Below are 21,791 nucleotides of genomic sequence, written 5' to 3'. Positions count from 1 at the left end.
AGCAGCGGAGTTCTGCCCGCGATGCAGCCCTCAGAAGCTATCAGTGTCTGGAGACAATTCAACGACGGCTGAGGGGAGGTGAAATCAAATGGAGTCAAACGTGTTTGATCATCTTCCGCTGCTCCTCGCGGTCCCCCGCGCAGCCAGCATTCTGGGAATTAGCCGCGCTGCTGCTTACCGGCTCGCTGCATCTGGCGAGCTTCCAGTGCGCAGGCTGGGAGGACGCGTCTACATCGTCACTGCCGAGCTGCGTGAGTTGATCGCCTCGTGAAGGGAGCCGTCTATCAGCGTGGGCGGACATGGACATACCGTTTCCGAGCGCCTGAAAGAGATTCGTCCACCGGCGAATATCCCACGATCTCGAAGGGCGGATTTTCGACTGAGAAGGAAGCATGGAAGGCGTGTCGCGATGCCATGCGGGATGCCGATCAGGGTCGCGTCGTCCGACCCTCTACCCGCACGGTTGCTCAGTTCTTCGCGGAATGGTTCGTCGCCGTTGAGGCATCCATGGATGCCACAACGTGGCAGAACTGGAAGGACTACGCGAGGAGCTACGTGGTGCCGCACATCGGGGCAGAAAAACTCCAGAAGCTCGATGAGCCACAACTGCTGAAGCTGTACGCCAAGCTCCTTGCCGAAGGTCGGATCAAGCAAGACCAAAACTACGAGATGTATCGCTATTGGCTCAGCCATGCGGTCGCCGGAGAATCGCCGGCGCCCCGTGAAGTCGCTAACGCCTGTGGCACAACGATTCACGCCGCTCGTGCCGCTGTCCGTCGGTACAAATCAGGAATCGTACCGAAAAGGGTGGATCCTGGACTGGCACCAAAGACCGTTCGAAACATTCACGCCATGATCCACCGGGCGTTGGTCGATGCCGTCGCGTGGAAGTACAAGGCTCACAATCCCGCAGCGAACGTGAGGCCGCCAAAACGTTCCCGGGCTCGGCGCACCGTATGGAACCCGGAGCACATCCAGAAGTTTCTGCGGGCGGTAAGTCACGACCGCTTCGCCGCGCTCTTTCTTCTAGAACTCACCACCGGCATACGTCGTGGGCAGATCTGTGGCCTCAGATGGCACGACGTCGACCTGGACGCTCGCGAGATCACGGTGCACGACAACCGAGTCGTAGTTGGCGGGCATGCGCAAGATAAGGCCGGCGGCAAGACCCGCAACGCCGATCAAACAATCGCGATCGACCGAACCACCGCTGCGGCACTTGGCATGTGGCGCGAGCTTCAGAATGAAGAGCGGGCGTTCTTCGGGTCGGACTATCACCCCGGGAACTACGTCTTCACGTTCGAAGACGGCCGACCACCGCACCCAGATTCCATCCGTCAACGTTTCGACCGCTTGGCGGCCGCCGCCGGCCTGCAACGAATCACCTTCCACGATCTTCGGCACTCATACGCGACCGCCGCTCTGAAGGCTGGAGTCAGTCCCAAGATTGTGAGCGAGCGCATCGGGCACGCAGACGTCGGGTTTTTTCTGCAGACCTACGCCCATGTGCTCAAGAACGACGACAGAGAGGCTGCTGAGCAGGCGGCTGCGTTTCTGCTTGGGGACGGGTAACAGCCGCCGCTCGCCCTGGAATACGAGGCTGAAGAACGTGCGAGACGCCGCGCCCACGAGCTGCTGTGCGCGGGGTGCTGGATGGTTCGAATCCTGCTGGGAGCATAGCTTCTACCAGCGGAAATATCCGAAATTCGGCACCACTATCTATCCGGAACTTATCTCGTCGCCGCTGGCGGGCCAGCTCTCGATTGCTGCGACAGCAGGCGCCGCCACCACCGTTGCAGGGGCTGTATCGCGATGCGCTTTTAGTATCGGGCAGCAGCGCTCTTGGCTCCATATAGGAAAGTATCGAATCGTTTTTTGAGGTCAGAGTGCTGCGACGGCTTTCGGGCACTTCGCTCACACCACTCAGTCGGCTAACCTGGCTGCCGGTCGCCCGCCACAGAGCACCGTGGGCGAGCCCTAGATCGGGTTGCGTCGGCATCATTAGAGATCAGCTGAGTCTCACCGTGCAATCTATCTTTTCCTACATGCCGCCCAAGGGTTCGCTGTCATGCCCCGTCGCAACCCCGCTTCCGCGTTGCCCGACCGGCACCTCATCGCCACCACGGAGGCCGCTGAATACCTGGACGTGTCTCCCGGCACGATCCGCCAGTACATCGCTGACGGCAAGCTGCGGTGCGTCAAGATCGGCAGGCTGATCAAAGTCGACGCCCGAGACCTAGAGGCACCGATCTTCACGGTCGACAACTCATGATGCTTCGTAGTTGTCGGCGAATGCCAGGACGTGTGTGGCCAGCGGGCTGAACTGTAGTGTCCGCCTACGCCGTGTGAAACCAGGACCGGTCGACAATGCGTACATACCTCGCCTGCCCTCAAAACGGCCAATGAGTTCCTTGACTATCGCTACATCGCGGGCCACGTTCGGAAACAGCAGCTTGGTGATCTCGGTGTGCATCTCGTTCATGAGCGGCTGGATATTCTGGATCATTACTTGCACACTGGGGTCAGAGTCCATGTCTTGCAGCTCTTTACGCTTCATCCACGGCTGATTCCATGACCTGTTCGTGTACTCAAGTAGGGCTTGACGGTCAACTTCGACGATAACCTCAGACGGACCGTCCAAGCTGTCATTGATGCTGTATTTGAAGCCGTTGATATCCACATGCTGCAAGGCATCGCCTTGCACCCTGAGCCAGCGGTAGTCGAAGGACGTCTTCTTCAGATCGCTGAACAACTTTCGGATCTTCCGAGTTTGAGCCGCGTATCGCCCGAAAGTCTCCTCTGCCCTCTTGATCGTTTGTTCCTCATGAATCTGTAGCGCGTTGGTGAACGAAATCAACGCAGCCCGCATTTGGCGCCGGCGTTCATCCATCGAGCCGGTATTGGTCAGCGACAGCCTGCGACTGTGTAGGTCAAGAATGATACCGGCCAGCACGTCGCAGAGTCGGGCGCATTCGTCTGAAACATGCAGGTACAGATCACCATCCAGCATCTTCTCGAGGGCTCTGTGTGCGTCGGTATAGCGCTTGTGCTCAGCTTCAGTGAACGAACACACCTTCTCAAAAATTGGGGCATCGGATCGGCTCGGGTCCGAGTGAAGGAGCATGGCACCGTAGGGGTCCGCTTCGGCCTCTGCATCCTCCTCATCCATTTCAGCCATCTGCTGTGCACCGGCGTCCAGCGCGGCGGTAAAAGCTGCCCCCGTCAACGCGATTCGCTGCCGAACCTGTTCGGCGGTCGGCATTACTTCGGCGAGCCAGCTTTCACCCTCCTGCCGGACACCGTCGAGAGCCCTAGCCAGGGATTGCTGCGCGACAGCACGCGTGACGCGGTCTCTGGCGTCTGGAGTTTCGTAGAAATCTCCAGTCGCTGAGTTCATCGCCTGCGCCAGCGTTCGCATTGATTCGACGATGATCAGCATTGCTGGACTTGTCGGAGATGGAGCGGTATCGGGCGACACACCGCCTTGATATGCCTCCATAACGTTCTCGATGAAGTCGAACGGGTCGTCGTCACCTTCTACGTCATCCAGCGATGAGATGAACTGCGCTAGGTGGTCGAGCCAACGCCGAAGAACCTCAGCATCGCTATTCCCGTCCCCGCCCAGTAGTGCCCGTCCTTCCTGCGTCACGTCCGCCATCGTAATTCGCCGGACTGACACGTCGCGTACGGCTCCGTACATCGTTGTGGCGTCCCTTGCCACCTGCCCAGTTACCAAGCCGGGTGCCTCACCCGACCACCTCCACACTAAACACCAGCCAAGTTCTCCATCAGCGATTCTGTTGACGTCTCGTGTGTGGAGCTAGTAGTCCCAGCGGAGGTCGTGCTTCGGGCGTCTCTCGAGCCGCCCTTCTGAGTGACATGGCATGACAGGATTCAACTGTGACGCTCGTACAAACTTTACTCACGCCTACGGGAGTGCTTCAGGTGTCGGACAGGCAACTGACGTTTCCGAGTGGAAAGGCGTTCGAAAGCCCCGCAAACAAAGTTGTCATTTGGTGCGAACACATGGTGGTCGGCTTCAGTGGAATGGCATTCACGGACAGCGCTGGGCAATGCACGATTTCCGAGTGGATTGTGCACAAACTGCGTGGCGCAAGAACGGTTGAAGACGCGGCCCAGTCTCTGGTGTTAGGCGGGAATGAATTAATGGCCGGCAGGGACGATGACGAACTCGGTAAGCTCACAATGATCTTGGCCGGTGCTCCGCCCGGCATTAATCGCAATCTGCTCTATCGCATCTCTAACGTCGCGCATCCGGCGCAACCGGCGCAACGCTATTTCGACGTGAAGATCATGCATGTACCCCTGCGCCAAGGCGAGTACCGCTATCACACGGCGGGCGTCCTCATCAATCCTGTATATCAACAGTCGTACGAGAAAGAGCTAGCTGGGATTCATTCGAACTTCGGCGCAAATCATGCTGCTAAGTCGATGGTCGCCCTTCAACGAAGGGTTCGCGAAGCCGAACTTGCCGAGAAACTAGGTTCGCGGGTTGGCAGGGAAGCGATGGTTGTTTGGCTTCCCGCTGTGGCTGAATCCAAATCAGTCGTCTTTATAGCCACTGGGACTGAAAGTGCGGATATTGACGAACGTTGGGCGATGTATAGCTTCATCGATGCCTACACATTCTCGCAAGTCCGGTTTGAGCCCCACTTTGTGTGTGCCGACGCGGTGCGCATTGCCCATCTCAGCGGCTAGCCACTAACGGGGAGTCGCACCAGCGCAATGTTCTGATGTGTTGTCCGATTGTGCTGCTCTTCCGGCGACACCACGGCAAGTCAGAGCGCGCATTCACGGCACAGCCCCTTCCGGGTGAGCATCCAACGTCGGATGCAAACGACACGGCGTTACGTCACGGCCCTTCGGCAGGCACGCGAACGCGGTCCACCTTTTACCGACCGGTGCAAGGTGCCCCGTTTCGCACCGAATGGATAGCAGTGGCTACAGCGGTCTGTGCGATGTCCTAGCAGCGCAGACTTGCCCAGACGTCGGCTGGCTACCTATGCGCTAACTATCCGCACGCGGTGTTCGTTAGCATTTGACCGTGGGGAGAATTCGACGCCGCTGGGACAAGATCGAGACGGCGCTCGGTTTCAGTCGCTGGACGTTGGCCGTGCTTGGTCTGATGTTTGTCGCCGGAATCGTTCTTTGCGTGTCACTTTGGCTCACAGACGTGGGAATCGGCTTCTCGCAGCCGCACATCATTACCCGCTACAACGGCGAGTGGCTGCGCAGCCACGCCTATATTCCAAACATTCTTGCGGGCATCACGGGGTTCCTCGTTGGAGTACCGGTTGCGTTGGTGGTCCTCCAAACTGTCCTCGGGCGGCGTGAGGACAATATCGAGCTTGCCAAAGCAAAGCGGATATCAGCAGCAGCTTGGAGCGATTTCCAGAGCGCAGCACTCGAATACGCGTCCTCCGAACGACGGAGTGCTCTGCTAAACGATACCCTCACCGACGTCTACCCTCTGTATGAAGAGATCTTCGCCAAACTCAGCGAATACCGTGGCGAAGAGCCCTTTGTTACTCCTACTCAGGAGCGGTACGACGAACTCATTGCGTACCTCAGAGCCAAGCAGCCCAAGTTCAAGTCCGAAATCGACTTAGTTACAAAGAAAGTCGGCAATATCGATGAGCTGCAAAAGTTGTGGTCACGCGTGCTTTCGACTTGGTCTGTTGTGAATGTCTACGTACGCTCTCGCAGACTGGAGTTTGGCCTGCCGTGGTTCGATGACGACTCGAACGCATCACTGGTATCAACACTATCGACCCCCGAAAGTCCACTGACTGACTTCACACACGTTCATAACGGCTTCGGTACGAGACCCCCGGCCAGTATGGACATGGCGCAAGGCTGGCTCATCAGTTACCTGCACTGGGATAAGGACAAGGTTGACCGAACTCTGCAGTCGGACAACGAGGCTTTTGGCCACAAGGGTGTCAGCGACTACCGCGAACGTGCCCAACAGGCTGGGTTGTTTCTCAGCGGCCTTCAGTCGGTAATCAAAAGGATCGATGAACAGGGTTGGCCCGATTCCTCGCCCAAGGCCTAAGATCCGCTACGCGAGCGGAAGTATCGACCCCTTCAAGTAGGTTCCGGTCGACCCTTCTCCGCGGCAGCTGCCAGTTCCGCCAGCGCATTCGCGCTCGGGGTTCGCAGCAACGGTAACGTCCCTACCGTCTTAGCTGTGCTGATAGCGCAGAGCCGCCTCGACCGTTTTGTGCCCCAGACGCGCCGCGGACGTTCGTTCGCGCCGCCACTTCACCGTCCGGCGAGTCCCGAGTGCGGCTCGTGACACTATGTCGGTGCTTGCCGCTACCGTCACCGGCCATGAGTGATGCGACACCATGCGAACACCATCAGGTCTACAACGAGACGTGGCGGTGCACAGAGTGCGGCGAGAAGATGATCTCTCGCCACGACGAACCCCAGTACCTCCTGGCGGGTTCGTCCCCGAAACGCCACGCGGTTCCTAGAGGGATACGAAGTGATCTACGACTGCGAACACTGCACCTCCGACCAGCCACCCCGTTGCGGCCAAGCCCATCGCGGCGAATATTTGAACGCTGCCGGCAAGTCACGTCGCGACTGACCTAGATTCGCCTCTCAGCGTCTGCCGGTGCGAAATCTGGTAGTCACCAAGTCGCCTGCCCGCTACTTTGTTCCAAAGACCGCGCCTTGCGACGCGCCGCCCGTGACGCGGCCTGGCGCTTGCGCTGCAACTCAAGATCACGGACGCGCTGCCCATCCCCGACCCTAACCGCGAGATTGCAACTCCGGGTAAACCGAGAGCGAGGGCACGCTACGCCCGCACCTGCTCGCTCTCGTAATCACAGAGCACCTGCGCCGAACGGCGGGCGCGACGGCCGTGCGCATTGCGCGCCATTGACATTAACCTCAACCGTCCTGCGGGGGCGGATTATGAATGCCGGCCGTCGCGACCAGCCGTCCACGTTCACAAATTCGTTCACAAAGGGCATGAAAACGGCCCCCGGAGTAGACTCCGAGGGCCGTTTTACCTAGTAGCGGGGACAGGATTCGAACCTGCGACCTCTGGGTTATGAGCCCAGCGAGCTACCGAGCTGCTCCACCCCGCGTTGCGAATACAAGGTTACCGGGGTCTTACGCACAGCTCCAAATCGGGTGCTCAGAGAGGTTTCCGGCCCGAAAACGACCGGAAATCAGCGCGCGAGACGCACCACCTGACCGCACCGGAACACCCCTGCCGGGTCGTGCCGCTCGGCCAGCGCGGCGAGCCAGTGCCGGGTCTCATCGTCGTAGACCCGCACGGGCCGCCCCGGGTCCTCGGAGGGAGCGAAGTTGGCGATCTGACCGCCACTGGACCATTGCGACAGCGCCACGATGAGCGCGCCGGCCTGCGGCACCACAAGCTCGGCGACCGGGGGCGCCAGAACCCCGATGACGGCCACCGAGAAGGCGGCGTCGCGGTGGCAGAACGCGCTGCGGTGTTGTGCCTCACGCGCCAGCGCCCCGCCGAGCATCCGGACTTCCACGATGGTCTGCACCGAGCCCGAATCCGGCCCGGCCGCGTCCAGCAGCACCTCCACCGTCTCCGCGGTCAATTCCCGCAACAGCGTGTGGTGTTCGTAGATCGGCATCGGATCGACCGGATCGGCATGGACCGCACCGATTGCGGCATACGGCAGCACCGCGACAGTGTCGAGCACCGGGGTGGCGACCGCACGCATCGGAGCCAAGAGTCGTTCGGCTTCGGCGAAGTCACCAGTGGCGGCGTAGCGCACCGCGACGGTGAACCGGCCGGCCAGCGGTCCGGGAATGCCGGGCAGCGGCGGGAGCTGCAGCAGCGCAATGGAAGTCGAGATCGACTCGGGCAGGTCGGCACACCAGCGGGCCCACTCACGTAGCACCACCGCTGCGTCTGCCCCGTCGAAATACACCGCACCGCCGTAGAACTCAGGGATCGGCAGCAGTTCGATCTCGACAGCGGTGACGGTGCCCAGCGTCGCCTTGCCGCCGCGCAGCCCCCAGAACAGCTCGGCGTTCTCCTCCGGAGTGGCGCGCAGCAACTCCCCTGCGCCGGTGACCAACTCGACGGACCGCACGTAGTCCGACGACAACCCGACAGTTCGCACCAACGGCCCGATCCCCGCGCCGGTCAGGAATCCCACCACGCCGACCTGAGGCGAGGATCCACACAAACCCGCCAGGCCGTGCGGCGCCGCGGCGTCGAGCACGTGCTGCCACGTCGCCCCGGCCGCCACCCGCGCGGTGCGGGCCACCGGATCCACGGTGACGTCGGTCATGCCGGAGGTCACCACCAGGATCGTGTCGGAGGCGACGGAAAGGGCACCGTGTCCGGTCGCCTGGACGCTCACGCGGTAACCCCGGGCGGCGGCGAAGCCCACGGTGTTGGCGATGTCGTAGGCGGATGTCGCCAGCACCACGGCGGCGGGCTCCACGGTGGCCGCCACATTCCACGGGGTGGCGCGCTCGTAGCCGGCCTCTCCCGGCAGAGCGACGGGGGCGGCGACGTGGGCACGTAGCCCCTCCAGCGCGTCGTCCAGGCCCTCATGTGGAAGGTCGGTCAGGGTCATCGGGGTCCTCTCGGCAAAGTTGTGCGAATTCTCGGCGCACAGCATCACCGGGGCGACTTGGCATTGACTTGGCGGCCAGCTCAGGGAGGCAATAATCTACGGCGCGTCACTTCTTTTGAGGCGTGCACACCCCTGCGAATTCCTTGCCTTCTTTCTCGGCGACACCCGCGGGATCGAGCCAACCGACGCCATCGAAGAAGAAGGTGTCGGCGGGGTGACTGTCCGATCCGGCGACGACCTCGGCCGTCCGAGCGGTCGCGGGGTACCCCCCGGGCGTCGACTGCACATCGAGAAACAAATATTCTTCTGTGCGCCAATCGAAGTCAGGCGGCGGCGCTTCGGTCGCGGTCAGACCCGGATAGGGTCCGCCGACGGTGAACCGGTCGAGAGTCGCCGTACCGGAGGTATCGGTCAACACGAGCTTCGGGCCGAATCCAAACCCGACCTCCACCGACCGCACCCCGACGCAACCGGGCGGCATCCAGATCTCCAGCTTGCCGTCGGTGACCCGGGCACCGAACGCCGGCTGCATCGGCGCGGCGAACGGCGCATCCGACCACGGGCGGTCCCCGGTCCGGCAAGCGGTGAGCCCCGCGGCCATCAGCAGCGTCAACAAGACGGCCAGACACGGCCTCACGAGTAACCCCCGTCGGACAGGCCCGCATCGCGTTCCAGCGGGTTGACGCCCGTCTTCTGTTCGATGAGCGCACCCAGCCCGTAATCCCGTGCCATCCCGGCGAACCCCTTCTGCGCCCACTGTTCAGAATGGCGCTCTTCGTGATGCAACAGACGATCGAGGTCGAGTCTGCCCTGAAACGGCGTACCGTCGTCGCGCATGTTCCAGCCGGCCCCGGATTGGATGATCTGACTCAGCTGGGCGGCCGGATCCTTGGATCCGTCGATGTTGACCACGAACAGGTCGCCGTATGTCGTCCCGCCGTGGACGCCGATCTTGTCCATCACCGGGCCTCCCAACCCCATCAGCATGCCGTTGGGCGTAGTGGCCAAAGATCCCCCGCCGCCCTTGTCGAAAATCTGGTCGTAACTCCAGGAGTTCGCGTTCTGTCGGTCGATGATGCGCTGCACCTCGGCAGCCGAGTAGGGCGTTTCCTCGAAATCGTTCTGCACGTCGTCGGCGGTGCCCAGCACCCCGTCCTTGCCCGCCTCGGCGGCGTCGTAGTCGGTGCCCGCGTTGAGGATGTAGGTCATCGCCACAGCCTTCTTCGCGTCCTCCTTGCTGGTACCGGGAGGCAGGATGAAGAACGACTTGCCGTCCTTGTCCTTGACTTCCTGCAGTCCGTCGAGCACGTCGAACGATTGCGGAGTGATGTTCTGCTGACGGGCGATGTCCACCATGGTCTGCGGATCAACCCCGTGTTTGGACGCATTCTCCAGCCACTGAGCGTATTTCGAACCCGGCACCACCGGTCCCGTGAGGAGCCCGGCATCACGCAGTGCCTTCTCGTACACACTGACCGGCGGATGCTCGCCGAGATCCGGTAACTCGACCGTCCCGGTGAAGTCGATGCGTTCGGCCGCCTCGTCGTCGCCGCGCTCATAGCGGTCAGCGGCCACCCGCAGCTTCTGGGCGTACACCGTCACATCGCCGCCGAGTAGCTTCGCCTGCTCGGTGAGTGTGGATCCGATCGTCCCGCAGGCCGCCCCGACCGCCAGCGACGGCATCGCCCCGGCCGCACCGGAAATGGCGGATCCGCCGCGATTGCCGCTGACGTCGTGGCCCGCACTGTCGAAGGTCGACGCCGTATCGCGCATCGTCTGTTCATCGACGTAGAGCGTGGCGTCACTCATGTCACGCAGCCGGCGTCCCAGGGCTTCATTTCACGAGCCCCTTGTTGATCCGGTCCATCTTGTTGGCCGTCGACTTGTCCGCCGCGTCGAATTCGGCCAACGCAGCCTGAATGGCCGACTGCAGCGCCATCCGCCGCATCCCCCACATCACCGCGAGCACCGGATTGGTCGACACCAAGAACTTCAGCCGCCATCCCAGTGAGACTCGCCCCTCGTCAGAGATGTCGAACAGGCCCGCCGCCGAACTCGAAACCAGAGCGTTCAGGCGACCCCGGATACCGCCGAGCTCCGCACCACCGGCGGACATCGCGGTGTGCAGCAACTTGAGCCTGTCGCGGTAGACCTCTTGATCGCCGAACATCTCGTTGGCGTGGCCCTGTGCGGTGTCGGACGAGGTGCCCCGCCAGTCCGAGGCCAACCGGGTCAACTGCATGCGTTCGCGGGCGATCTGATCGTCGATGTCACCCGCGGCCGCGGCCACGTCACCGGCCGCCGACACCAGTTGCTCGGGATTGCTGCCCAACACCTGCGAAATCGTCACCGCCACCAGCGACTCCCCACCCGCCCGTCATCCACCGACTACGGACCCATTGTCCCCCGCCGCACCGGCCCGGTGACGCACCAATATTCGGCGCGGCGGCTACCACGAGAAGACGCGTAGGTACCCGAAATCCCGAGATCTGGGGTACCTATGCGTCTGTTCGCGTGAAGTGGAGAGCTACTTCGAGGAGTTGAACTTGTTCATCGCGTCGTTCAGGCGCTGCAACGCCTCCCCGTACTTGCCGAAGTCACCGCTGCGCTGCGCATCCTGCGCCGCCGACAGCGCCGACTCGACCTCCTTGAGGGCGCCGGCCTTGGCCGGTGACAGCTGCACGGGCTCACCCGGCGGGATCGCCGCGGCCGGCGGCGCAACGACCTGCGGTGCCTGACCATCCGCATTGGCCGGCGGCTGGGCGGCCGGCGGCGCTTCCGGTGTGCCGGCAGCAGCCTGCGGCTTGCTGTCGGTGGGAGCCACGTTCGTTGCGGTGGCGCCGGCCCCCGGCCCGAACAGTTCGGTCAGGGCGTCACTGACGGTCGGACCGTAGCCGACCTTGTCGCCGTAGAGCATGGCCACCCGGATCAACCGCGGGTAGGTCGAGGCCGCGTCACTGGTACCCGGTGATGCGTAAACCGGCGCCACATACAGCAATCCGCCATCGGCCACCGGCAGGGTCAACAGGTTGCCCCAACGGATCCGGTTCAGGTTGTCGCGTCCGATCACACCGAGGTCCTGTGTCACGGCCGTGTCGGTACTGATGGCGTTGAATGCCTGTTTCGGGCCCTTGACCTCACCCGGAATGGTCAGCACGGTGATCTTGCCGTAGGTCGACGGATCCGAGCTGGCACTGACATAGGCGGCCAGGAATTCCCGCTGCAGCCAGTTCAGCGCGCTCGTCAACTGGAACGACGGTGAACCATCGTTGTTCACAAGGTCTTTGGCGACGATGTAGAACGGCGGCTGATAGCTGCTCGCCGTCGGGTTGGGATCGAGCGGCACGTTCCAGAAATCGGCGTTGGTGAAGAACTTCACCGGATCGTCGACGTGGTACTTGGTCAGCAGGGAACGCTGCACCTTGAACAGATCCTCGGGATAACGCAGGTGCGACTGCAACTCCGGGGAGATGTCCGCCTTCGGTTTGACGGTGCCCGGGAACACGCTCATCCAGGCCTTGAGCACCGGATCCTGCTCGTCCTGGGCGTACAGCGTCACGGTGCCGTCGTAAGCGTCGACGGTGGCCTTGACCGAGTTGCGGATGTAGGACACCTGCTTGTCCGGAGCCAGCCGGTTGACCGCGACCTCGTTGGAATCGGCCGTCGCACTCGACAGCGTGGTCAGCTCCGAGTACGGGTAGTTGTCCAGCGTGGTGTAGCCGTCGACGATCCAGACCATGCGTTTGTTGACGATCGCCGGGTACACGCTGGTGTCGGTGGTCAGCCACGGCGCCACCGCTTCCACCCGCTCGGCCGGGTCGCGGTTGAACAGGATCTTGCTGTTCTCACCGATCACGTTGGACAGCAGGAAGTTCCGCTCGGCGAACTTGGCGGCGAACACCGTCCGGGCCAGCCAGTTGCCGATCGACACACCGCCGGTGCCCGAGTACGTGTAGTTCTTGGTGTCGGTGTTGGTTTCGTAGTCGTATTCGCGGTCGACGTCACCGTTCTTGCCGACGATCGCGTAGTCGGCCGAGGTGTCGGCGATCACCGGACCGAAGTAGACCCGGGGCTGGTCCAGCGGTGCCGGTCCGGGTGAGACCACCTTGCCGTTGGCGCCGACGACGCTGGCGAGGAACTCGGGGTAGCCGCCGTTCTGGTTGGGGTCGTTGGCGATACCGCGCACCGTGTTGGCCGGGGACGCGATGAATCCGTTGCCGTGGGTGTAGACGGTGTGCCGGTTGATCCAGTCGCGCTGGTTCTCGATCAACCGGTCCGGGTTGAGTTCGCGTGCGGCGACCACGAAGTCGCGCAGACCGCCGTCAGGGCCGGCGTAGCGGTCGATGGCCAGCTGGTCCGGGAAGAAGTAGAAGTTCTTGCCCTGCTGGAACTGGGTGAATGCCGGGCTGACGATGGTCGGATCCAGCAGCCGGATGTTGGACGTGGTCGCCCGGTCCGCGGCCACCTGCGCGGCCGTCGTCTGACCGTTGCTCTCGTAATTGCGGTACGTCACCGTGTCGTTGGTGAGCCCATAGGCCTGCCTGGTCGCGGTGATACTTCGGCTGATGTACTCGCTTTCCTTCTGCGCGGCGTTCGGCTTGACGCTGAACTGCTCGACGATCAGCGGCCACCCGGCACCCACCACCATCGAGCTCAGCAGCAGCAGCACCACACCGATGGCGGGAATCCGCAAGTCGCGCAGCACGATCGCCGAGAACACCGCCACCGCGCAGATCAGCGCGATGGCCAACAGGATCAGCTTGGCCGGCAGCACGGCGTTGATGTCGGTGTAGCCGGCACCGGTGAAGGGCTTGCCTGCGCGGGTATTGCTCAGCAGCTCGTAGCGGTCCATCCAGTACGCGAACGCCTTGAGCAGGATCAGGAAGCCGACCAGGCTGATCAGCTGGATGCGCGCGGCACGGCTCAGCGCCCCACTGCGACCGGTCAGCCGGATCCCGCCGAACACGTAGTGCCCCAGCAGATTCGCGACGAACGCCAGGAACGTCGCGACGAACAGGTACGTCAGCACCAGCCGGTAGAACGGCAGGTCGAACGCGTAGAAGCCCAGATCCCGGCCGAACTGGGGATCGGCGATCCCGAAATCGCTGCCGTGCAGGAACAACTGCACCCGCACCCAGTAGCTCTGCGCGATCACCCCGGCCAGCAGGCCGATGAAGACCGGCACCCCGATCCCGAACAGCCGCAGCCGGGCCAGCACCGTGGTGCGGTAACGCGCCACCGGATCGTTCGGGCCTGCGGCCGGGACGAACACCGGACGGCTGCGGTAGGCCAGCGCCAGCCCGGCGAACACCACCACGCCGATGAGCAGTCCCACCACCAGGAACACGATGAGCCTGGTGGCCAGCACCGTGGTGAACACCGAGCGGTACCCCAGCTCGCCGAACCACAACCAGTCGACGTACCCGTCGACCACCCGAGGTCCGATCAACAGCGCCAGCACCGCCACCAGTGCCAGCCCGATCAGTACCCGGCTACGCCGTGTCAGCTTCGGCATCCTCGCCGCGGGCCGCATCCCCACTCGTGAACTCCCGTTTCAGCCTCGGTGGACTCGTGACATGCCCGACGGGGCCGCCCGATTTTCTACAACTCTAGCCATCCCCGGGCCGCGTGCGGTCTAGCAGCGAGGCGGTTCGCCACCGGCAGAAATCGTGTGCAACGCGTCGACCGCCTGGGTCAGCGTGTCGACCTTCACCAGATCCATGCCGTCCTGGGGTTCCGAGCGCGCCTCGGTGCAGTTGTCGGCGGGCACCAGGAACACGCTCGCCCCGGCCTCCTTGGCGGCCAGCATCTTGTGGGTGATGCCGCCGATGGACCCGACCTTGCCGTCGCCGGTGATGGTTCCGGTGCCGGCGATGAACTTGCCGTCGTTGAGGTCACCGGTGGTCAGCTTGTCGACGACAGCCAGGCTGAACATCAGCCCCGCCGACGGACCACCGATGTTGGCCAGGTTGAAGTCGATGTCGAACGGCGCCCACGGGGCATCGAGTACGCCCACACCCAGGAAGCCGTAGTCCCGGTCGGGGTTGTCGCCGAGCGTGATGGTCGCGACCCCGGGCGGCGCATTCTTGCGACGGAAGTCGATCACCAGCTGGTCACCGGGCTTGGTCTTCTTCAGGATGGCCTGGAACTCGTCGAGGTTGGCCACCGGAATGCCGTTCACCCCGTCGATCGCGTCGCCGTCATGCAGCTTGCCCGCCGAAGGACCGGGATCGGTGACGCTCTGCACGGTCACCGCCACCGGGTACTTCAGGAAGGACAGCGCCGCGTACGCCGCACTGTCCTCGGACTTCTTGAAATCGGAGTTGTTGGCCTCGTCGATCTCGTTCTTGGACTTGTCCGGCGGGTACACCAGGTCGCGCGGAACCAGCTGCTCACGGCCCGACATCCACAACGCCATCGCCTGGCCCAGGGTGAGGCCGTCGCGCTGGGACACCGTGGTCATGTTCAGGTGCCCCGAGGTGGGGTGCACGTGAGCGTCCGGGCCTTCGATGTCGACCACCTGCTTGCCCTCGACCTCGCCGAGGGTGTTGAAGGTCGGACCGGGCCCCAACGAGACGAAGGGCACCGTCACCACCGACAGCAGCACGCCGAACGCCACGATCGGCACCAGCGCAACCAGTAGCGTCAAAATCCGCCTGTTCACGCCGCCCACAGTAAAGCCTTCTCCATCGTGTTCACCCACAGCGTGACCCGCAGCCGCACCCGGGCACCCGGTGATGAGTACCGTTGTGGGTATGGCTGACCTGCCCTTCGGCTTCTCCGCCGGGAATGACCCCGACCGAGACAAAGATAAGAAGGACCCCGATTCGGGATCCGGTTCCGGCAACTCCGGACCAGGTCCGGGATCGGATCCGTTCGGTTTCGGCATGGGCGGAGCCAACTTCGACATGGGCGACCTCGGGCAGATCTTCACCAAGCTCGGCGAGATGTTCAGCGGCGCAGGCAGTGCGATGGGCGGCGGCAAACAGTCCGGCCCGGTGAACTACGACCTGGCCCGGCAGCTGGCGTCCAACTCGATCGGGTTCGTCGCCCCCGTGCCGGAGAAGACGATCGGCGCGGTCGCCGACGCCGTGCGGTTGGCCGAGACGTGGCTCGACGGGGTCACCCCGCTGCCCGCGGGCACCACCCGGTCGGTGGCGTGGACTCCCAGCGACTGGCTGGACAACACCCTGGACACCTGGAAGCGGCTGTGCGACCCGGTGGCCGAGCAGATCTCGTCGGTGTGGGCGTCGGCGTTGCCCGAAGAGGCCAAGAGCATGGCCGGTCCGCTGCTGGCGATGATGTCGCAGATGGGCGGTATGGCGTTCGGCTCCCAGCTGGGCCAGGCGCTGGGCAAGCTGTCCCGCGAGGTGCTGACGTCCACCGATGTCGGCCTGCCGCTGGGTCCCAAGGGTGTCGCCGCGCTCATGCCCGAGGCCATCGAAACGCTGGCCGAGGGGCTCGAGCGTCCGCGCAGCGAGATCCTGACCTTTCTAGCCGCCCGCGAGGCCGCCCACCACCGGCTGTTCAGCCATGTGCCGTGGCTGTCCAGCCAGCTGCTCGGCACGGTCGAGGCCTTCGCCAAGGGCATGAAGGTCGACATGACGGGCATCGAGGACTTCGCCCGCGGATTCAACCCGGCCTCCCTCGGCGATCCGTCGGAGATGGAGCAGCTGCTCAACCAGGGCATCTTCGAGCCCAAGGCCACCCCTGAGCAGGAAGCCGCCCTGGAGCGGCTGGAAACCCTGCTCGCGCTCATCGAGGGCTGGGTGCAGACCGTCGTCACCGCCGCGCTGGGCGATCGCATCCCCGGCACCTCCGCACTGGCCGAGACACTGCGCCGCCGTCGGGCGACCGGCGGGCCCGCCGAACAGACCTTCGCCACGCTCGTCGGCCTGGAACTGCGCCCCCGCAAGATGCGCGAGGCCGCGGTGCTGTGGGAACGGCTGACCGAGGCGGTGGGCACCGACGTCCGCGACGGTGTCTGGCAGCACCCGGACCTGTTGCCCAGCTCGGCCGATCTCGACGAGCCGGCAGGCTTCATCGACCGGATGATCGGCGGCGACACCAGCGGCATCGACAGTGCCTTCGAACAGGCCATCGCCGATCTGGAGAAGGAGCAGGGCACGCGCCGCGACGAGGACGGCGACAGCGAGTCCTGAGCCCCGCACGGCCTGTGGATAACTGAAACGGCCGTGCCCGTCGCCGTGGCACAGTCATCGGATGACGCGCTTGGTGCTGGCCGCGGACCGGCCGATCCTGCTGCGTCCCGACGGGGCGGTGCAGCTGGGTTGGGATCCGCGGCGCGCGGTGCTGGTGCGTCCCCCGCGCGACATGACCCAGACACAACTGGCGGATCTGCTCCGCGCACTGCAGGCCGGCACCACCCGGGACGAATTGGGCATGGCCGCAGAATCATTCGGTGCCGCGGCGGCCATCGATGAGCTGCTCGACGCACTGACCCGGACCGGAGTGCTCACCACGCCGGCCGTCTCAGGCTCACGGCGGACCCGCTCGGCCTCCATCCGCGTCCACGGTCGCGGCCCGCTGTCAGAGCTGCTGGCCAACGGCCTGCGCTGCTCGGGCGCCAAGGTCAGGCACAGCACGAACCCGCACACCAGGAACGTGGCAGCCACCACCGACCTGGTGGTGCTGGCCGACTACCTGATCACCGACCCGCGGCTGGTGCGGGAACTGCATCGCGGCGGCATCGCCCACCTGCCGGTACGGGTCCGTGACGGCGCCGGGCTGGTGGGCCCCCTGGTGATCCCTGGTCTGACGAGTTGCCTGCACTGCGCTGACCTGCACCGCACCGATCGCGATGCGGCGTGGCCGGCGGTGGCCAGCCAGCTCCGGGGCGCCGTCGGCAGCGCCAGCCGGGCGACCATCCTGGCCACCGCCGCGTTGGCGATGCACCAGGTGGACCTGGTGATCCGGGCGGTCGGGCACACCGGCGACGGCCAACCCGCGCCCGAAGCACCGCCGACGCTGAACACCACCCTGGAACTCGACGCCGAGGGCTACTCGATCGTCGCGCGGCACTGGTCCCGCCACCCCGACTGTCAGTGTTGAAAACGTTTGTTGCCAGTTGGTTGTGGGCGATTCAGCCGAGTCATGGATGATGGTCTGGTGTCTGACATCAAACGTGGAAGCGTGGCACGGAATGCGAAGCTCGCCGGCTTGGCCGGCGGCATGGCGGGTCGGGCCGCGCTGGGCTTCGGCAAGCGTCTGACCGGCAAGTCCAAGGACGAAGTCACTGCCGAATTGATGGACAAGGCCGCTCAACAATTGTTCGCCGTGCTCGGCGAGCTCAAGGGCGGGGCGATGAAGGTGGGCCAGGCACTGTCGGTGCTGGAGGCCGCCATTCCCGAGCAGTACGGCAAGCCGTACCGCGAAGCGTTGACCAAATTGCAGCGCGAGGCCCCGCCGCTGCCGGCCGCCAAGGTGCACCGGGTGCTCGATGCGCAGCTCGGCACCAAGTGGCGGGAGCGGTTCACCTCGTTCGACGACACCCCCGTGGCCTCGGCCAGCATCGGTCAGGTGCACAAGGCGGTCTGGTCGGACGGTCGTGAGGTGGCCGTCAAGATTCAGTACCCCGGAGCAGACGAGGCGCTGCGCGCCGACCTCAAGACGATTCAGCGCATGGTCGGCGTGTTCAAGCAGCTGGCCCCCGGTGTGGACATCCAGGGCATCGTCGACGAGTTGCTCGAACGCACCGAGATGGAGCTGGACTACCGGCTGGAGGCGGACAACCAACGCGCCTTCGCCAAGGCCTACCGCGACGATCCGCACTTCGCCGTGCCCGCCATCGTCGCCAGCGCGCCGAAGGTCGTCATCGCCGAATGGATGGACGGCATCCCGATGTCGGTGATCATCCGCGATGGCACCCCCGAGCAGCGCGACCTGATGGGCACCCGGTTGTCCGAGCTCACCTTCGACTCCCCCAAACGCCTGCAGATGATGCACGGCGATGCTCACCCCGGGAATTTCATGCTGCTGCCCGACGGTCGGATGGGCGTCATCGACTTCGGCGCGGTCGCACCGCTGCCCGACGGCTTCCCGATCGCCCTGGGTGAGTGCATCCGGCTGGCCCGGGACAAGAACTACGACGAGCTGCTGCCCACCATGGAGGAAGCCGGTTTCATCCAGAAGGGCGAACAGGTTTCGATCGAAGAAGTCGACGACATGTTGCGCCAGTACGTCGAACCGATCGAAGTCGACGTCTTCCATTACAACCGCCGGTGGATTCAGCGGATGGCGGCCGGGCAGATGGACAACTGGGTGGCCCAGATCAGAACGGCCCGCCAGCTCGACCTGCCGCCGAACCTGGCCATCCCGCTGCGGGTGATCGCCTCGACCATCGCGATGTGCTGCCAGCTGGATGCCCATGTGCCGATGAAAGCGATTGCCACCGAACTGGTTCCGGGTTTCGCCGAGGAAGCGGCCTAGCGCAACGGATTTCGCCGCACGCCGAAGCACCGAACGGCGCCGAGTGTCTCGCACTCGGCGCCGTCGGTGTCTTCAGGCGTCACGCGGCGGCCGGGTTGCCCGCGGCGTTCTTCCGCGGCCGGCCACGCGGCCGCTTGCGGGCCACGATGGTTCCGCGGTCGAGGATCTCGCCGCCCCAAACGCCCCACGGCTCCTGCCGTTCCAGCGCGGCGGCCAGGCACGCGTTGCGGATCGGGCAATCCCCGCACAGCGCCTTGGCCTGCTCCAGATCGACTGGGCTCTCGGCGAACCACAGATCGGGATTCCCGATGTGGCACGGCACCGCCGGCAGCCGCTCCTCGCATGTCAACGGCGCGACGCTCACCTCCGGAGCGGTCATCGCAATGGACATGTGCTTATCCCCCTACTTCCTGGTCGTAGTTGTCTGCGATCTGTCTTTCGATGGATCTGCGACCAGGTTTCTGGGGGTGGAGAACGACTCCCAAAAAAATTGGCCACGGATCCGTTTTGACTGCGGTCCGTGGCCATTTGGCTGGTGATGGGAGCTCTACCTAGTAGGGGCTCCGATCCACGGACGTGCCAGTCGCGGCGGCGGCACGGCGCTTATGCTGCGGTGCAATAGCAGCGGCGCCAGCCGGCCATCCGGCGGCGGGGGCAGCGGGTGCGGCGTGCCGGCGAACTGCCGGGGAAACCGCGGCAGCGGCGACGGCGAGCACGGACGACGGCATGCCAGCAACCGCTACACCGCTGAATTCGATGTTGTTATCCATTGCGGGCACCCTCCTTCCGTCTCGTCACCAGAGCTGTGTTACGAGGCTAAAGCCTAACAGCCAAATCGCACAACCTATTTTCTACCTGCGGTTTTGGCTCGATCTTTACGTATTTTGGCGGCCGCGGACCAACTCGAGAACGTCCGGGCCGTACTGCTCGAGCTTGCGCGCACCGATTCCGGGGAGCGCCACCAGTGCGGCCTCGTCGGCCGGCATCGACTCGGCGATGGCGATCAGGGTGTTGTCGGTGAACACCACGTACGCCGGCACTTTCATCTCCTTGGAGACGCGCAGCCGCCACTCCTTGAGCTCGGCGAGCAACTCCTCGTCGAGGTCCGACGGACAGGTTTCGCAGCGGCGCAACATGATCGCCGGCGGAGTCGACAGCGGCGCATTGCACACCCGGCACCGCGGCGCCGGGCCGCGCGGACGACGCGCCCGGTCCGGGCCCGATCCGGCGGAATTCTGCAGTTGCGGCGCGATGCCGTTGAGGAACCGCGACGGTCGCCGGCCCTGGCGCCCGCCGGGGGTGCGGGCCAGCGCCCAGCTCAGCCCAAGGTGCACCCGGGCCCGGGTGACCCCGACATAGAGCAGACGACGCTCCTCCTCCACCGGCTCGCTGTCGGGCCCGTGCGCGAGGGCATGCGAGATCGGCAAGGTGTTGTCGGCGAGGCCGACCAGGAACACCGCATCCCACTCCAGGCCCTTGGCCGCGTGCAGCGACGCCAACGTCACGCCCTGCACCACTGGTGGATGCCGGGAGTCGGCCCGCTGGCGCAGCTCGGCGACCAGGGCCCGCAGATCCAGCTCGGGACGAACCGCGACCTCTTCGTCGACCAACTCGGCCAACGCCGTCAGCGCTTCCCAGCGATCGCGGGCCTTGGTGCCGGCCGGTGGTTCGGCGGTCAGGCCGAGCGGCTCGAGCAATTCGCGCACGAGGGCGGGCAGGTCGTCCTCGGGGATGTCACGGTCGGCGAAGCGTTGCATCGCCACCAACGCCTGGCGGATCTCCTGACGGCTGAAGAAGCCCTCACCACCGCGCACCTGGAAGGCGATCCCGGCCTCGGTGAGCGCCTCCTCGTACACCTCGGACTGCGCGTTGATCCGGTAGAGCACCGCGATCTCGGCCGGCTCCGTTCCGTTCTCGATCAGCTTCTTGATGGACCGGGCAACGGCATTGGCCTCGGCCACCTCGTCGGGATACTCCGAGAACGTCGGCTCCGGACCAGGGTCGCGCTGCCCCACCAGGTGCAGCTTGCTGCCCGCCATCCGGCCGCGGGCGGCCGCGATCACCCGGTTGGCCAACGAGACCACCTGCGGTGTGGAGCGGTAGTCACGCTCCAGCCGCACCACCGCGGCGTCCGGGAAGCGGCGCGAGAAATCCAACAGGAAACGCGGGGTGGCCCCGGTGAACGAATAGATCGTCTGATTGGCGTCACCGACCACGGTGAGGTCGTCGCGCTCCCCCAGCCAAGCATCGAGCACGCGTTGCTGCAGTGGCGTGACGTCCTGGTACTCGTCGACGACGAAACAGCGATAGCGGTCGCGGAATTCCTGGGCGACCGCGGCGTCGTTCTCGATCGCCGCGGCGGTATGCAGCAGCAGATCGTCGAAATCCAACAGCGCCGAGCCGTCCCTACGGGCCTTGAGCGCCTCGTACCCCGAATAGACGGCGGCGACCTTGGCCGCATCGAACGGGATGTCGCGCCCGACCTTGGCCACCGCGGTGCTGTAGGCCTCCGGTGTGATCAAAGACGCCTTGGCCCACTCGATTTCACCGGCCAGGTCACGGACGTCGTCGGTACTGGTCTGCATGCCTGCGCGGTTCGCGGCCTGCGCGACGACGGCGAACTTGCTGTCGAGCAGCTCCCACCCGGTGTCGCCGACCAGACGCGGCCAGAAGTACTGCAATTGCCGGCGCGCCGCGGCGTGGAACGTCACCGCCTGCACCGCAGCGGTGTTCACCCCGGAC

Annotated in this window: 18 protein-coding genes and 1 tRNA gene; 9 read left to right on the top strand and 10 right to left on the bottom strand. The window is 64.4% G+C overall.

Going from position 1 to position 21,791, the window contains the following annotated elements:
- Nucleotides 1–88 precede the first annotated feature (88 nt).
- The 3 genes from TX88_RS33270 to TX88_RS11335 all read left to right on the top strand — a co-directional run bounded on the left by TX88_RS33270 (nucleotide 89) and on the right by TX88_RS11335 (nucleotide 2,272).
- Nucleotides 89–271: a helix-turn-helix domain-containing protein gene (locus TX88_RS33270; RefSeq protein WP_081650107.1), complete on the top strand. Its 183-nt coding sequence runs from the start codon at nucleotides 89–91 to the stop codon at nucleotides 269–271.
- Nucleotides 268–1,572: a site-specific integrase gene (locus TX88_RS11340; protein WP_084621871.1), complete on the top strand. Its 1,305-nt coding sequence runs from the start codon at nucleotides 268–270 to the stop codon at nucleotides 1,570–1,572. Before TX88_RS33270 ends, TX88_RS11340 begins: the two co-directional genes overlap by 4 nt.
- A 496-nt stretch (nucleotides 1,573–2,068) precedes the next feature.
- The gene (locus TX88_RS11335; RefSeq protein WP_044516838.1) at nucleotides 2,069–2,272 is read left to right on the top strand and encodes a helix-turn-helix domain-containing protein; all 204 of its coding nucleotides are present in this window, start codon (nucleotides 2,069–2,071) and stop codon (nucleotides 2,270–2,272) included.
- Here TX88_RS11335 and TX88_RS11330 read toward each other — a convergent pair.
- Complete coding sequence (locus TX88_RS11330; protein WP_162563122.1) at nucleotides 2,267–3,649, bottom strand: hypothetical protein; 1,383 nt, start codon at nucleotides 3,647–3,649, stop codon at nucleotides 2,267–2,269. The two genes, TX88_RS11335 and TX88_RS11330, sit on opposite strands and share 6 nt — an antisense overlap.
- A 251-nt stretch (nucleotides 3,650–3,900) precedes the next feature.
- Here TX88_RS11330 and TX88_RS11325 point away from each other — a divergent pair, with 251 nt between their 5' ends.
- The 3 genes from TX88_RS11325 (at nucleotide 3,901) to TX88_RS35825 (ending at nucleotide 6,621) form a co-directional block, all read left to right on the top strand.
- Complete coding sequence (locus TX88_RS11325; RefSeq protein ID WP_162563121.1) at nucleotides 3,901–4,719, top strand: hypothetical protein; 819 nt, start codon at nucleotides 3,901–3,903, stop codon at nucleotides 4,717–4,719.
- A gap of 346 nt (nucleotides 4,720–5,065) precedes the next feature.
- Nucleotides 5,066–6,076, top strand: coding sequence for a hypothetical protein (locus TX88_RS11320; RefSeq protein ID WP_044516835.1), 1,011 nt, complete (start codon nucleotides 5,066–5,068; stop codon nucleotides 6,074–6,076).
- A 278-nt stretch (nucleotides 6,077–6,354) separates the two neighbouring features.
- Nucleotides 6,355–6,621 (top strand): DUF7459 domain-containing protein, encoded by a 267-nt coding sequence (locus TX88_RS35825; protein WP_044516833.1) that lies wholly within the window; start codon nucleotides 6,355–6,357, stop codon nucleotides 6,619–6,621.
- 426 nt (nucleotides 6,622–7,047) lie between these two features.
- On the opposite strand, the gene TX88_RS11310 is transcribed toward TX88_RS35825, so the two are convergent.
- From TX88_RS11310 to TX88_RS11280, 7 genes are all read right to left on the bottom strand, one after another.
- Nucleotides 7,048–7,121 (bottom strand) — tRNA-Met (locus TX88_RS11310).
- Nucleotides 7,122–7,205: 84 nt separating this feature from the next.
- Nucleotides 7,206–8,600, bottom strand: a complete 1,395-nt coding sequence (locus tag TX88_RS11305) for an FAD-binding oxidoreductase (protein WP_044519310.1) — start codon at nucleotides 8,598–8,600, stop codon at nucleotides 7,206–7,208.
- Between the two features lie 106 nt (nucleotides 8,601–8,706).
- On the bottom strand, nucleotides 8,707–9,237 hold the full coding sequence (locus tag TX88_RS11300) for a hypothetical protein (RefSeq protein ID WP_044516831.1): 531 nt from the start codon (nucleotides 9,235–9,237) through the stop codon (nucleotides 8,707–8,709).
- Entirely contained in the window at nucleotides 9,234–10,409 is a 1,176-nt protein-coding gene (locus tag TX88_RS11295; RefSeq protein WP_044516830.1) for a WXG100 family type VII secretion target, read from the bottom strand. Before TX88_RS11295 ends, TX88_RS11300 begins: the two co-directional genes overlap by 4 nt.
- 25 nt (nucleotides 10,410–10,434) lie before the next feature.
- A complete protein-coding gene (locus TX88_RS11290) occupies nucleotides 10,435–10,956 on the bottom strand; it encodes a WXG100 family type VII secretion target (protein ID WP_044516828.1) in 522 nt (173 codons plus the stop codon).
- Nucleotides 10,957–11,127: 171 nt separating this feature from the next.
- Complete coding sequence (locus TX88_RS11285) at nucleotides 11,128–14,139, bottom strand: UPF0182 family protein (RefSeq protein ID WP_044516826.1); 3,012 nt, start codon at nucleotides 14,137–14,139, stop codon at nucleotides 11,128–11,130.
- Nucleotides 14,140–14,235: 96 nt separating this feature from the next.
- On the bottom strand, nucleotides 14,236–15,264 hold the full coding sequence (locus TX88_RS11280; RefSeq protein ID WP_044516824.1) for a YlbL family protein: 1,029 nt from the start codon (nucleotides 15,262–15,264) through the stop codon (nucleotides 14,236–14,238).
- A gap of 91 nt (nucleotides 15,265–15,355) precedes the next feature.
- Here TX88_RS11280 and TX88_RS11275 point away from each other — a divergent pair, with 91 nt between their 5' ends.
- The 3 genes from TX88_RS11275 (at nucleotide 15,356) to TX88_RS11265 (ending at nucleotide 19,049) form a co-directional block, all read left to right on the top strand.
- Nucleotides 15,356–16,762 (top strand): zinc-dependent metalloprotease, encoded by a 1,407-nt coding sequence (locus TX88_RS11275; RefSeq protein WP_044516822.1) that lies wholly within the window; start codon nucleotides 15,356–15,358, stop codon nucleotides 16,760–16,762.
- A gap of 61 nt (nucleotides 16,763–16,823) precedes the next feature.
- Nucleotides 16,824–17,672 (top strand): bacteriocin biosynthesis cyclodehydratase domain-containing protein, encoded by an 849-nt coding sequence (locus tag TX88_RS11270; protein WP_044516820.1) that lies wholly within the window; start codon nucleotides 16,824–16,826, stop codon nucleotides 17,670–17,672.
- A gap of 42 nt (nucleotides 17,673–17,714) precedes the next feature.
- Nucleotides 17,715–19,049, top strand: a complete 1,335-nt coding sequence (locus TX88_RS11265; RefSeq protein ID WP_044516817.1) for a macrolide-binding ATPase MABP-1 — start codon at nucleotides 17,715–17,717, stop codon at nucleotides 19,047–19,049.
- Between the two features lie 79 nt (nucleotides 19,050–19,128).
- On the opposite strand, the gene TX88_RS11260 is transcribed toward TX88_RS11265, so the two are convergent.
- A complete protein-coding gene (locus TX88_RS11260; RefSeq protein WP_044516815.1) occupies nucleotides 19,129–19,440 on the bottom strand; it encodes a WhiB family transcriptional regulator in 312 nt (103 codons plus the stop codon).
- Nucleotides 19,441–19,924: 484 nt separating this feature from the next.
- A partial coding sequence (locus TX88_RS11255; protein WP_044516813.1) for an ATP-dependent DNA helicase UvrD2 occupies nucleotides 19,925–21,791 on the bottom strand: 1,867 nt, incomplete at its 5' end.

The sequence above is a fragment of the Mycolicibacterium septicum DSM 44393 genome, from assembly GCF_000455325.1.
Classification (GTDB): Bacteria; Actinomycetota; Actinomycetes; order Mycobacteriales; family Mycobacteriaceae; genus Mycobacterium; species Mycobacterium septicum.
The sequence above is the reverse complement of the archived record's forward strand: the minus strand, read 5'-3'. Positions and strand labels throughout refer to the sequence as shown.

What these genes read in the sequence shown, in the direction of transcription:
- TX88_RS33270 (WP_081650107.1), top strand. Translation starts at nt 89, where the DNA reads ATGGAGTCAAACGTGTTTGATCATCTTCCGCTGCTCCTCGCGGTCCCC.
- TX88_RS11335 (WP_044516838.1), top strand. Translation starts at nt 2,069, where the DNA reads ATGCCCCGTCGCAACCCCGCTTCCGCGTTGCCCGACCGGCACCTCATC.
- TX88_RS35825 (WP_044516833.1), top strand. Translation starts at nt 6,355, where the DNA reads ATGAGTGATGCGACACCATGCGAACACCATCAGGTCTACAACGAGACG.
- TX88_RS11305 (WP_044519310.1), bottom strand. Translation starts at nt 8,600, where the DNA reads ATGACCCTGACCGACCTTCCACATGAGGGCCTGGACGACGCGCTGGAG.
- TX88_RS11295 (WP_044516830.1), bottom strand. Translation starts at nt 10,409, where the DNA reads ATGAGTGACGCCACGCTCTACGTCGATGAACAGACGATGCGCGATACG.
- TX88_RS11275 (WP_044516822.1), top strand. Translation starts at nt 15,356, where the DNA reads ATGGCTGACCTGCCCTTCGGCTTCTCCGCCGGGAATGACCCCGACCGA.
- TX88_RS11270 (WP_044516820.1), top strand. Translation starts at nt 16,824, where the DNA reads ATGACGCGCTTGGTGCTGGCCGCGGACCGGCCGATCCTGCTGCGTCCC.
- TX88_RS11265 (WP_044516817.1), top strand. Translation starts at nt 17,715, where the DNA reads ATGGATGATGGTCTGGTGTCTGACATCAAACGTGGAAGCGTGGCACGG.
- TX88_RS11260 (WP_044516815.1), bottom strand. Translation starts at nt 19,440, where the DNA reads ATGTCCATTGCGATGACCGCTCCGGAGGTGAGCGTCGCGCCGTTGACA.